This is a genomic window from Streptomyces sp. NPDC023573 (assembly GCF_055559735.1).
Window position 1 is genome coordinate 830,689 of sequence record NZ_JBVHKB010000001.1, and the last position, 12,271, is coordinate 842,959.

8 protein-coding genes are annotated in these 12,271 nt (G+C 72.1%); 3 read left to right on the forward strand and 5 right to left on the reverse strand.

Annotated features, from left to right (window positions below; all coding sequences use genetic code 11):
• Positions 1 to 25 precede the first annotated feature (25 nt).
• Positions 26 to 1,165 carry a molecular chaperone DnaJ gene (gene dnaJ, locus ACZ32T_RS03805; protein ID WP_356707682.1) on the reverse strand — a complete coding sequence of 380 codons (1,140 nt, stop codon included), beginning with the start codon at positions 1,163 to 1,165 and terminating at the stop codon, positions 26 to 28.
• Entirely contained in the window at positions 1,166 to 2,182 is a 1,017-nt protein-coding gene (gene hrcA / locus ACZ32T_RS03810) for a heat-inducible transcriptional repressor HrcA (RefSeq protein ID WP_104785565.1), read from the reverse strand.
• 165 nt (positions 2,183 to 2,347) lie between these two features.
• Between hrcA and ACZ32T_RS03815 the strand changes: the two genes are divergently transcribed.
• From ACZ32T_RS03815 to ACZ32T_RS03825, 3 genes are all read left to right on the forward strand, one after another.
• The gene (locus tag ACZ32T_RS03815) at positions 2,348 to 3,070 is read left to right on the forward strand and encodes an MBL fold metallo-hydrolase (protein ID WP_467365181.1); all 723 of its coding nucleotides are present in this window, start codon (positions 2,348 to 2,350) and stop codon (positions 3,068 to 3,070) included.
• 25 nt (positions 3,071 to 3,095) lie between these two features.
• Positions 3,096 to 3,914 (forward strand): DUF3097 domain-containing protein, encoded by an 819-nt coding sequence (locus tag ACZ32T_RS03820; protein ID WP_467262607.1) that lies wholly within the window; start codon positions 3,096 to 3,098, stop codon positions 3,912 to 3,914.
• 119 nt (positions 3,915 to 4,033) lie between these two features.
• Entirely contained in the window at positions 4,034 to 6,919 is a 2,886-nt protein-coding gene (locus tag ACZ32T_RS03825; protein ID WP_467262609.1) for a type 1 periplasmic-binding domain-containing protein, read from the forward strand.
• Positions 6,920 to 6,959: 40 nt separating this feature from the next.
• Here ACZ32T_RS03825 and hemW read toward each other — a convergent pair whose 3' ends face one another.
• The 3 genes from hemW to ACZ32T_RS03840 form a co-directional block, all read right to left on the reverse strand.
• Positions 6,960 to 8,192, reverse strand: coding sequence for a radical SAM family heme chaperone HemW (hemW, locus tag ACZ32T_RS03830; protein WP_467365183.1), 1,233 nt, complete (start codon positions 8,190 to 8,192; stop codon positions 6,960 to 6,962).
• Positions 8,193 to 8,203: 11 nt separating this feature from the next.
• Positions 8,204 to 10,162, reverse strand: a complete 1,959-nt coding sequence (locus ACZ32T_RS03835; RefSeq protein ID WP_467262613.1) for a SpoIIE family protein phosphatase — start codon at positions 10,160 to 10,162, stop codon at positions 8,204 to 8,206.
• Between the two features lie 175 nt (positions 10,163 to 10,337).
• Positions 10,338 to 12,227, reverse strand: a complete 1,890-nt coding sequence (locus ACZ32T_RS03840; protein ID WP_467262615.1) for an AMP-dependent synthetase/ligase — start codon at positions 12,225 to 12,227, stop codon at positions 10,338 to 10,340.
• Positions 12,228 to 12,271: the final 44 nt, after the last annotated feature.

The window sequence follows — 12,271 nt, forward strand, 5'->3', positions numbered from 1 at the left end:
CCGGCGGGCGGTGCGGTGACAGGGTTCAGCGGCCGTTGAAGGCGTCCTTCAGACGGGAGAAGAGCCCCTGCTGCCCGGGCTGGAACTGACCGGTGGGCCGCTCCTCGCCACGCAGCTTGGACAGCTCCCGCAGGAGGCGCTCCTGCTCGGGGTCCATCTTCGTCGGGGTCAGGACCTCGACGTGCACGATCAGGTCGCCGCGCCCGCCGCCACGCAGGTGCGTGATGCCGCGCCCGTGCAGCGGGACCGACTGGCCGGACTGGGTGCCCGGCCTGATGTCGATCTCCTCCAGCCCGTCGAGCGTCTCCAGCGGCACCTGGGTGCCGAGCGCCGCGGCCGTCATCGGGATGGTGACCGTGCAGTGCAGGTCGTCGCCGCGCCGCTGGAACACGGCGTGCGAGACCTCGTGGATCTCGACGTACAGGTCGCCGGCGGGGCCGCCGCCGGGGCCGACCTCGCCCTCGCCCGCGAGCTGGATCCGGGTGCCGTTGTCGACACCGGCGGGGATCTTCACGGTGAGGGTGCGCCGCGAGCGGATGCGGCCGTCACCGGCGCACTCGGGGCAGGGGGTCGGCACGACCGTGCCGAAGCCCTGGCACTGCGGGCAGGGCCGCGAGGTCATGACCTGGCCGAGGAAGGACCTCGTGACCTGGGAGACCTCGCCACGGCCGCGGCACATGTCACAGGTCTGCGCGGAGGTGCCGGGTGCGGCGCCCTCGCCACTGCAGGTCGTACAGACGACCGCCGTGTCGACCTGGATGTCCTTGGTCGTGCCGAAGGCCGCCTCGTTGAGGTCGATCTCCAGGCGGATCATGGCGTCCTGGCCGCGACGGGTCCGCGAACGGGGCCCGCGCTGTGCGGCGTTGCCGAAGAACGCGTCCATGATGTCGCTGAAGTTGCCGAAGCCGCCGGCTCCGAACCCTCCAGCGCCACCGCCGCCGCCCGACTGGGACAGCGGGTCGCCACCGAGGTCGTAGACCTGCTTCTTCTGCGGGTCCGACAGAACCTCGTAAGCGGCGTTGATCTCCTTGAACCGCTCCTGGGTCTTCGGATCCGGGTTGACATCCGGGTGCAGCTCGCGGGCGAGCCGACGGAATGCCTTCTTGATCTCGTCCTGAGATGCGTCGCGGCGCACGCCTAGTACGGCGTAGTAGTCCGTGGCCACTTACGAATCCGCCAGGATCTGTCCGACGTAACGTGCCACTGCGCGTACCGCTCCCATCGTTCCGGGGTAGTCCATGCGGGTCGGTCCGACCACGCCGAGTTTGGCGACTGCCTCGTCGCCCGAACCGTAGCCGACCGCGACGACGGACGTGGAGTTGAGGCCCTCGTGGGCGTTCTCGTGCCCGATCCGTACGGTCATGCCTGAGTCCGTTGCCTCACCGAGCAGCTTCAGCAGCACGACCTGCTCCTCCAATGCCTCCAGCACCGGCCGGATCATCACAGGGAAGTCGTGCCCGAAACGGGTGAGATTGGAGGTGCCGCCGATGATCAGCCGCTCCTCCGTTTCTTCGACCAGAGTCTCGAGGAGGACGGAGAGGACCGTCGATACGGTTCCCCGGTCCTCGGTCTCGAAGGACTCCGGCAGGTCCTGCACCAGCCGCGGGACGTCCGCGAAGCGTCGTCCGACGACCCGGCTGTTGAGCCGGGCCCGCAGATCCGCCAGCGAGGTGTCACCGAACGGCGCGGGACAGTCGATCATACGCTGTTCGACCCGGCCCGTGTCCGTGATCAGGACGAGCATCAGGCGGGCCGGAGCCAGCGACAGCAGCTCCACGTGCCGGACCGTCGACCGGGTCAGCGAGGGGTACTGCACGACGGCGACCTGCCTGGTCAGCTGCGCGAGCAGCCGGACCGTGCGGCCCACGACGTCGTCGAGGTCGACCGCGCCGTCGAGGAAATTCTGAATGGCCCTGCGCTCCGGCGACGACAGGGGCTTGACGCCCGCGAGCTTGTCGACAAAGAGACGGTAGCCCTTGTCCGTCGGAATGCGCCCCGCACTCGTGTGAGGCTGGGCGATGAAGCCCTCGTCCTCCAGCACCGCCATGTCGTTGCGGACAGTCGCCGGGGAGACCCCGAGGCTGTGCCGCTCCGTGAGCGCCTTGGAGCCGACGGGCTCCTCGGTGCCGACATAGTCCTGAACGATGGCGCGCAGCACTTCGAGTCTGCGTTCGCTGAGCACCGCGCACACCTCCAGCTGTGGTTCTTCGGCGTCTGCCTGGCACTCTGTGCGTTCGAGTGCCAGCAATCCCCCCGGTCAGTGTACGGGGGCGGGGTGGGCCCGGGGCAAGGGCGACCGGCCACGCCGTCGTGGGACCGCGCAGGTCGTTGCCGATAGCGTCGTCGTATGGACGTCTCTTGGGAAGAGTTCGGCTGGGAGCGGTTGGGCAACGCTACGGGGCGGCGGCGCCTCCCCGTCTGGGACGCGACCGCCGCGCTGGTGGCGGGGCCGGACGGTGCGCTGCTCTACGACACCGGCGCGACGCTCCGCGAGGGGGCCGGACTGCGCACCCAGGCCGAGGGCCTGCTGGGCCGCAGGGTGACGCATATCGCACTGAGCCATCCGCACTTCGACCATGTGCTGGGCACCGCCGCCTTCTCCGGGGCGGAGGTCTACGGGGCGGTCGGCACGGCGGAGCTGCTGGGGCGGGGTGCCGAGGAGCTGCGCGCCGACGCGCTGCGGCACGGGATGAGCGAGGCGGACGCCACGGCGGCCACGGACGCCCTGGTGGCCCCGCGGCACCAGGTGAGCGGCGAGTGGACGCTCGATCTCGGCGGCGGCTTCCAGGTGCTGCTGGCCAATGTGGGGCCCGGTCACAGCGGCCACGACCTCGTGGTGCTGGTACCGGGCTCGCCCGTCGTGGTGCTTTGCGGCGATCTGGTCGAGGAGTCCGGCGAACCGCAGGCGGGCCGGGACGCGGTCCCCTCCCACTGGCCGGCCGCGCTGGACCGGCTGCTGGAGCTGGGTGGCGAGGACGCGCTGTACGTGCCGGGGCACGGGGCGGTGGTGGACGCGGCGTTCGTCCGGGCGCAGCGTGAGCACCTGGCGGTCCGGTTCGGCGTGTCGTGAACGCTGCCCCGATTATCGTGCTGCCATGCGCAGCTACCAGCCGGATCTGACCCCGCCGTGGAAGAAGTCCGCCCCCGCCCCCGAGGTCCCCGCCGAGCCCGGTCTGGTGGTCGAGGAGGCCGTCACCGGCTTCTGCGGGGCGGTGATCCGGTGTGAGAAGACGGCCCAGGGGCCGACGGTCACCCTGGAGGACCGCTTCGGCAAGCACCGGGTCTTCCCGATGGAGCCGCGCGGCTTCCTGCTGGAGGGCCGGGGTGTCACCCTGGTGCGCCCGTCGGCCGCCGGTCCCGCCCGGCCCGCGCGTACGGCCTCCGGTTCGGTGGCGGTGCCCGGGGCGCGGGCGAGGGTCGCCCGGGCGGGCCGGATCTATGTGGAGGGGCGGCACGACGCCGAGCTCGTCGAGCGGGTGTGGGGCGACGACCTGCGCATCGAGGGCGTGGTCGTGGAGTACCTGGAGGGCGTCGACGACCTCCCGGCGATCGTGCGCGAGTTCGCGCCCGGTCCGGACGCCCGGCTCGGTGTCCTGGTCGACCATCTGGTGCCCGGTTCCAAGGAGTCCCGGATCGCCGCCCAGGTCACCGACGCGGACGTGCTGGTGGTGGGGCACCCGTACATCGACGTCTGGGAGGCCGTGAAGCCGTCGTCCGTGGGCATCCCCGGGTGGCCGGCGGTTCCGCGCGGTCAGGACTGGAAGACGGGCGTGTGCCGTGCGCTGGGCTGGCCGGAGAACACCGGTGCGGCCTGGCAGCACATCCTTTCCAGGGTCGGCTCGTACAAGGACCTGGAACCGCAGCTTCTGGGCCGCGTCGAGGAATTGATCGACTTCGTCACCCTTCCTTCCTGATGTCCCGGGAGCGTTGAAGAGGATCAGGTATCGATCCCCGCGAACACCTGCGCCGCACACGCACCATCCGTTATTGAGAGGTGACGGCAAGGCCCGGCACAGGGGAAGGCACGGGGCGGATGACGCGTGAAGTGTGGCGGGACAGCGCGGACAACGAGGCGGCCTCCGCCGTTTTCCACCTCATGCAGGAGCTGATCGACCAGTACCGGGTCAACCGGCCCGTGATGCCCCTGGTCGTGGCACAGGCGGAGGACGCCGCCGCCGGTACGGAGATCGACGACAGGGTCGAGCGCATCGTCCATCAGGTCCACCGGGCGAACCAGCTGCGCCGGGTCCCGGTGAAGCTGCTCGACGGCCACGGCACCACCCCGTACGAGGCGGCCCTCTCCATGGTCCGCACCCTCACCGAGCGGCCCTGGGAGACCCGGGGCACCTCGCAGTACAAGCCCTTCACGTTTCCCCGCTCCCGGCTGCTCGCCGCCATCGAGCAGGCCACGGCGACGGTCGTCGCACAGCAGGACGTCAGATCCCCCCGAGAGCGCGACGAACGGATCCTGGAACAGCTGGGCAGCCTGCGGTGGCGGGCGAGCCGGTCGGGCGGCTCCAACTGGTGGGACTCGCTGCGCGCCTCGATCCGTCCGGAGACCTTCGTCGGGGCCGTCTTCATCGCGGTGCTCAGCGTGCTGCTGGGGGAGATCGGCTGGGTGCTGACGGCGCTGGTCGCCGCCTCGGCCCTGCTCGGCCTGGCGGTCGTACGCCTGGTGACCACGTCGGCGCCGCCGCTGCTGTGGCTGCGCCGGGCCAGCCGATGGCTCGCGACCACGTCCTCACTGGCCGCGTCCAGCACCGCGTACCCCTCCGACGGTTGGTCGTGGTTCTCCCCCAGCGGTTCGTGGCGGGTGATCCGGGCACGGGCGGCCGCCGTCGCGGAACGGGTGGCCGACGCGGGGACGGGCGACGAGCACGCGCGCCAGTTCCACCTGGAGCTCCGGGTCCAGGCGCTGCTGGAGGACCTGCTGGACAACTACCGGCCGCACGCCCTGGACTGGAGGCGCGGCAAGCGCACCGTCCCGCCGGTGGTCTTCCTGCCGACCGCCACCCACGACAACGGCGGCATCCTGCTGATCAACGCCGTCAACAACGTGCGGTCACGGCGCAGCGAGGTGGATCCGCTGCTGCTCCTGGCCTCGCTGCCCGCCGACCGGATCATGCGGCACACCCCGCCGCTGCCTCCGGAGCCGTCCGTGCCCGCCGGCGTCAGGTCGGGCGCGCGCGCCCGGTACGAGAGCTGGGTCGACGACCTGAGTGTCGGCCAGGCGCCGGCGGCGGCCGTGACGCTGGCCTGGGTGCTGCGGCTGCCGCTGTCCACCGGCCAGCTGACCCATGAGTACGCCCACGCCCAGCTCGTCACCCATCGGGTCCGCCGGACCTGGGCCTGGTGGGTGATGTCGAGGACGACCGTCGCCCTCGCGCTGGTCGGCGCGCTGCTGGGGACCTTCCTGTGGAGCGAGCACCTGAAGGAGAAGTACTGCTACGGCCCGCTCGTCGGCGTCAGCACCGACGCGGTCAGGCTGACCGGTCCTGGAGGTGTCAAGGAGTGCATCGGGGTGGCGACGGTCCCCGAGGTGCGCTTCGCCGAGGGCAACAGCCTCCCGCTGAACGGGGTGGGCAAGGGCGTCACCTTCGAACGGATCGAGCAGGCGATACGGGAGCAGAACGCCTCCATCGGGCCGGGCGAACCGCGTGTCACGGTCGTCTACGCGGGCCCGCTCACCGGCACCGACAAGAACCGGGAGGACACCCGCAAGGGCCTGGAGGAGCTGACCGGCGTCTATCTCCACCAGCGGTTCGTCAACGACACGGCGAATCGTTCCGTCAAGCTCCGGGTCCTGACGGCCAACGGCGGCCAGGACATGCTGCGGCAGACGACCGCGGTCGGGAAGATCATCGAGGTCGCCCGCCGGGACTCCTCCGTCGTCGGTGTGGTCGGCCTCGGCCGCAACACCACGGAGAGCGCCGAGGCCACCGGACTCCTCCAGCGCGCGGGACTGCCCGTGGTGGACAGCACGAACTCCGGCAGCGAACTGGCCCGTGAGTACCCGAACTACTTCGGCACGTCCGCGACCGACGAGGAGCAGGCGGACGCCCTCGGGCTGATCGCGGGCCGGCTGGCGGACGGGCTGGACGATCCGCAGGCCGTCGTCCTGTCCAGGAAGGTGGGCAACGAGGACAAGGACCGCTACACCACCGAGCAGCGCAGGGTCGGTCTGGAGATGCTGAAGGAGTCCGGCTTCACCGTGGCCTCCGACACCCAGTACTCCCTGTCCAAGGACGGCGGCTCCGCGAACCTCGACGCACCCCTGCACGCGATCTGCGGGGCGGAACGCGTGCCCGACGCGCTCTACTTCGCCGGCCGGGTCGAGGACGTCAACACGCTGATGTCCGGCCTCGGACAGACCGCGGGCTGCTCGGACAAGAAGATGACGGTCTTCACCGGGGACGACCTGACCAAGGCGCGTTTCGACGACTCGACGAAGCTCGCGGACAAGGTCACGCTCTACTACGGCGCCCTCGCGCCCATGAGCCAGGGCGGCGGCCGGGCGTTCTACGAGGACTCCCGCAAGGCCCTGGAAGCGCTGCTTCCCGAGGGGCAGCGGCTGCCGGCGCTGCCGAAGGTGCGCCCGTACGAGGACAGGCTGTTCGCCAGCGGGCAGACCGTGATCTCCTACCAGGCCACGGCCGCCCTCTACGCGGCCGCGACCCGCAGCGACAACCCGCAGAGCGCGGCGGAGACCTGGGCGACGCTCTACTCGGTGGCCCTGCACGACATGCCGACCGGGACCATCACCTTCCGGGGGACGATCCCGTACGCCGACCAGAAGGTGCACGGCCTGAACATCGTCGAGGTCACCCGTCCAGGGCCGGACGCGCAGAGCCGCGTCGTGTGCGGCCGGGCCGCGGGCGACCGGACACCGCTCACCCGCGCGGACTGTCCGGTGGGGTAGGCCCGGCGCGCCGGCCGCCTCGTACGGGCCGGGCGGGTGCTCAGTCGACCAGGTCCCGCACCACGGCGTCGGCCAGCAGCCGCCCCCGCAGCGTGAGGACCGCGCGGCCCTCGCCGTACGGTCCGGGTTCCAGCAGGCCGTCCTTCACCGCGCGGCCCGCTGCGGCGAGGCCGGCGGGGGCGAGCAGCGAGAGCGGGCAGCCCTCGACGAGCCGCAGCTCCAGCAGGATGCGCTCGACCCGGCGGTCCTCGTCGCCGAGCACCTCACGGCCGGCGCCGGGCGAGCGGCCCTCGGCCAGGGCCTGCGCGTAGGCCCCGGGGTGCTTGACGTTCCACCACCGCACCCCGCCGACGTGACTGTGGGCCCCGGGGCCCGCGCCCCACCAGTCGGCCCCGCGCCAGTACAGCTCGTTGTGCAGGCAGCGGCCCTCGGGCGTACGGGACCAGTTCGACACCTCGTACCAGGAGAAGCCCGCGGCGGCCATCGCCTCGTCGGCGATCAGATAGCGGTCGGCGTGGACGTCGTCGTCCGTCATCGGGACCTCGCCGCGGCGGATGCGCCGGGCGAGCTGGGTCCCCTCCTCGACGATCAGCGCGTACGCCGACACGTGGTCGGGCCCGGCGCCGATCGCCGCGTCGAGCGAGGCCCGCCAGTCGTCGTCGGACTCGCCGGGCGTCCCGTAGATCAGGTCGAGGTTGACGTGCTCGAAGCCGGCCTCGCGGGCCTCTGCGACGCAGGCCTCGGGCCGGCCGGGCGTGTGGGTGCGGTCCAGGACCTTCAGGACGTGCTGCCGGGCGCTCTGCATGCCGAAGGAGACGCGGTTGAAGCCGCCCTCCCGCAGCGCCGCGAGATACGCCGGGCCGACGGACTCCGGATTGGCCTCCGTGGTGATCTCGGCGTCCTCCGCCAGCCCGAACTCCTCACGGATCGCCGCGAGCATCCGGACGAGGTCGGCCGCGGGCAGCAGCGTCGGCGTGCCGCCGCCGACGAAGACCGTGCGGACCGGACGGGGGTCGTCGCCGAGCACCTTGCGGGCCTGGCGGACCTCCTCGACGAGGTGGGCCGCGTAGTTGTCCCGGGAGGCCAGGGCCCCGCCGGAGCCGCGCAGCTCGGTCGCGGTGTAGGTGTTGAAGTCGCAGTAGCCGCAGCGGGTGGCGCAGTAGGGCACGTGGAGGTAGAAGCCGAGCGGCCGGTCGACGGCGCCTTCCAGGGCATGGCGGGGCAGCGCCCCGTCGTCGGGCACGGGCTCACCATCGGGCAGTACGGAAGGCATACCGTCCATTGTCACTCGCCGGCGGAGCTGTCCCGCACATCCGCGGATCCGTCGACCTGGAGCACGAGCAGGGCCAGGTCGTCGTCGGGCGGTCGCTCGGCGAAGGTGTGGACGGCGCGCTTGATCCGGTCGGCTATCCCGGCGGCCGGCAGCCCCGCACAGCCGGCGAGGACCCGGGCGAGGCCGTCGCCGTCGTCGAACATCAGCCGCCCGGAGCGCCGCTCCGTGACCCCGTCGGTGACGCAGAGGAGGCTGTCGCCGGGCATCAGCACGAAGCTCTGGCTCCCGTACGCCACGTCCTCCACGACGCCGAGCAGCACCTGGGACTCGGCGGCCGGGCGTACGGAGCCGTCAGGACGCAGCAGCAGCGGGAGCGGATGGCCGGCGCTCGCCACGGTGCAGCGCACACCGCCGTCCGGGAGCGGCACGAGATCGCCGTACAGCAGGGACAGGAAGCGGGACTGGGAGCCGTCCTGGGTCTGCTCGCCGCCCTGGAGCTGCTGGCCGCCCGCCGCCGCGACCATGAGGGCGGCGGCCTCGGCCGCCTCCATGGCGTCGTCCAGGAGGAGCCGGTTGAGCCGGTCGAGGACCTCGCCGACGCGGAAGCCCTCCCGGGACAGCAGGCGCAGCCAGGGGCGGGCGAGACCGGTGACGACGGCGGCTTCGGGGCCGCTGCCCTGGACGTCCCCCAGGACGAAGCACCAGCGGCCGCCGGGGCACGGGAAGAGGTCGTAGAAGTCGCCGCCGACCACGCCGTCGTCCCCGGGCTCGTACACCAGCGCGCTGCTGACCCCTGGTATCTCGGCGACCTTGCTCGGCAGCAGGCCGCGCTGCAGGATGCGGCTGATGGTGGCCTGGCGGGTGTAGGCGCGGGCGGCTCCGACGGCGAGGCCGACCCGGCGCACGAAGTCCGCGAGGAGGGCGGCGGCCTCGTCGGGGATGTGGTCGGTGCCCTCGCGGCCGACCAGGACCGCGCCGAGCGTGCGCCCGCCCGAGACGATGCGGTGGGCGAGCGCGGCGCCTCCTGTGCCGTCCTCACGCCCGGCCGTGGCGCCTCCCGGCCACGGGATGGGCACGGGGCCCGTACCGACGCTGCCGGGCAGGCGCAGCGGCTCCTTCTCCAGTGCGGGGCGCAGCAGCGCGGTCCGGGCCTCGTCGCGGTGCCAGACCCCGGCGAGCCTGGGGGCGGCCGCGGGGCCGCCGCCCTCGCTCTCCAGCCAGATCGCGCACCAGTCGGCGATCCGGGGCACCAGGAGCCGGCCCGCTGTCGCGGCCACCAGGTCCTCGTCGAGCTGGCCCGCGAGGAGACCGGATGCCTCGGCGAGGAAGGAGAGGCCGCCGCCGCGCCCGCCCCAGCGCTCGTCGTCGCGCGCCGCGCGCCCGGTGGCCGGGGCGAGGACCCGGCCGGTGCGCGGACCCGGGCCGCGGGCGTCGTCGTCGGCCGGGGAGTCGGGCAGTCCGTAGCGGTCGTCGCCGGGGAGGCGGGCCCAGACGGTCTTGAGGCCGGTGCGGTAGGTGATGCCCCAGGACTCGGCGAGGGTGGCGACGAGCTGCAGCCCCCGGCCGTACTCGGCGGGGTCGGGCCGTTCGGCGCGCTCGTCGCGCACCGACCGGGCGGGATGGTGGTCGGTGACCTCCAGCACCAGCGCGGCCGGCTCGTGCCCGGCGGAGTCCTCCAGCCTGAGGAGCAGCTCGACCGTCGTGCCGGCGTGCACGACCGCGTTGGTGACCAGTTCGCTCGCCACGGTCAGCGCGTCGTCGGTGAGCCGTTCGCCGAACTCGGCGGCGGAGGGCAGGCCGAGTCCGGTCCACTCGGCGAGCGCCGCCCGGACGAATCTGCGGGCCGCGGCCGAGGCCTGCGGGACTCCGGGCAGGCTGGTGCGCGCGACCGGACGCGGATCACCGCCCTGACCGGCGACGAGGGTGCCGGGACGCTGGACGATGTCCCGCTGCAAGGGAATGGGCCCCACGGTGCGGCTCCTGACAGTCTCGCGAAACGCCGCTGACGTATCCCGACAGGGTGACAGACCGGGCGTGTCCATAAGCGCCGAGTGACGGAAGTGGCCGGAGGCGTACAGGAGACGGGCCGGGGCCGGTGGGTGCTCCCGCACCCACCGGCCCCGGCTCCGAACTGCTCTTCGGCTGTCACACCTCGCGGGAGCCCGCGTACATGTCCTCGATGAGGTCCTTGTACTCGCGCTCCACGACCGGCCTCTTCAGCTTGAGGCTGGGGGTCAGCTCACCGTGCTCGATGTCGAGGTCGCGCGGCAGGAGCCGGAACTTCTTGATGGTCTGCCAGCGCTGCAGACCCTCGTTGAGTCGCTGCACATAGCCCTCGATGAGCTCCACGGCCTGCGGGGACGCCACCACGTCGGCGTACGGCTTGCCGCCCAGCCCGTTCTCCTGCGCCCAGCCGAGGATGGTCGGCTCGTCGAGCGCGATGAGGGCGGTGCAGAAGTTACGGTCCGCGCCGTGCACGAGGATGTTGGAGACGAACGGGCAGACGGCCTTGAACTGCCCCTCGACCTCGGCCGGGGCGATGTACTTGCCGCCGGACGTCTTGATCAGGTCCTTCTTGCGGTCGGTGATCCGCAGGTAGCCGTCCTGGGAGAGCTCGCCGATGTCACCGGTGTGGAACCAGCCGTCCGACTCCAGGACCTCGGCGGTCTTCTCCGGCAGCCGGTGGTAGCCCTCCATGAGGCCGGGGCCGCGCAGCAGGATCTCGCCGTCGTCCGCGATCCGGACCTCGGTGCCGGGGAGCGGCTTGCCGACGGTTCCGGTGCGGTAGGCCTCGCCCGGGTTGACGAAGGAGGCGGCGCTGGACTCGGTGAGTCCGTAGCCCTCCAGGATGTGGATACCGGCGCCCGAGAAGAAGAGGCCGATGTCGGGAGCGAGCGCGGCCGAGCCGGAGACACAGGCCCGGAGCCGCCCGCCGAAGGCCTCGCGGATCTTCGCGAAGACGAGGGTGTCGGCGACCTTGTGCTTGGCGCCCAGCCCGAACGGCACGGAGGCCTTGCCGGTGCGTCGGAAGTTGTCCTGCGAGACCGTGGCGTACTCCCGGGCGACCCCGGCCGCCCACTGGAAGATCTTGTACTTGGCGCCACCGCCGGCCCGGGCCTTGGCCGCGACCCCGTTGTAGACCTTCTCGAAGATGCGGGGGACGGCCGCCATGTAGGTCGGCCGGACCACCGGAAGGTTCTCGATGATCTTGTCGACGCGTCCGTCGACGGCCGTGACGTGACCGACCTCGATCTGGCCGGAGGTGAGCACCTTGCCGAAGACGTGGGCGAGCGGCAGCCAGAGGTACTGGACGTCGTCCGCGGTGATGAGCCCGGTCGCGACGGTCGCCTTGGCCATGTACGACCAGTTGTCGTGCGGCAGCCGTACGCCCTTGGGACGGCCGGTGGTGCCCGAGGTGTAGATCAGGGTCGCCAGCTGGCCGGGGGTGATCGCGGCGACCCGGTCGGTGATCGCGTCCGGGTTCTTCACCAGGTGTTCCGCGCCCCGGGCCTCGAGGTCGGCCAGGGTGAGCACCCAGCCCTCGGGGTCGCCCTCCACGGCCTGCGCGCCGGCGGGATCGATGACGACGACATGCGCCAGGTCGGGCAGCCCGGCCCTGTTCTCCCGTGCCTTCGCCAGCTGGACGGCGTCCTCGGCGATCAGGACGCGGCTGTCGGAGTCGGCCAGGATGAAAGCGGACTCCTCGGTGTTCGTGGAGGGGTAGATCGTCGTGGTCGCGGCGCCCGCGCACATCACACCGAGGTCGGCGAGGATCCACTCGACGCGGGTGGAGGAGGCGAGCGCGACCCGCTCCTCCGGCCGGACACCGAGAGCGATCAGACCGGCCGCGATGGCGTACACCCGCTCGGCGGCCTGCGCCCAGGTGAGCGACTTCCAGTCGTCCGGGCCCTGACCGGAGGCGGCGGGCACCGGATAGCGGTACGCCTCTCCGTCCGGGGTGGCCGCCACGCGGTCGATGAAGAGAGTCGCCACGGAGGGCGGTCGGCTATCGATCAAGGTCTGTGTGTCGCTCACGACGTCCTCCGGGCCTGCGGCATTGCTACGACCGGCTTATGGGT

Bases quoted from the DNA above. Each gene is read 5' to 3' on its own strand.
- ACZ32T_RS03825 (WP_467262609.1), top strand. From the start codon at position 4,034: ATGACGCGTGAAGTGTGGCGGGACAGCGCGGACAACGAGGCGGCCTCC.
- hemW (WP_467365183.1), bottom strand. From the start codon at position 8,192: ATGCCTTCCGTACTGCCCGATGGTGAGCCCGTGCCCGACGACGGGGCG.
- ACZ32T_RS03820 (WP_467262607.1), top strand. From the start codon at position 3,096: ATGCGCAGCTACCAGCCGGATCTGACCCCGCCGTGGAAGAAGTCCGCC.
- ACZ32T_RS03815 (WP_467365181.1), top strand. From the start codon at position 2,348: ATGGACGTCTCTTGGGAAGAGTTCGGCTGGGAGCGGTTGGGCAACGCT.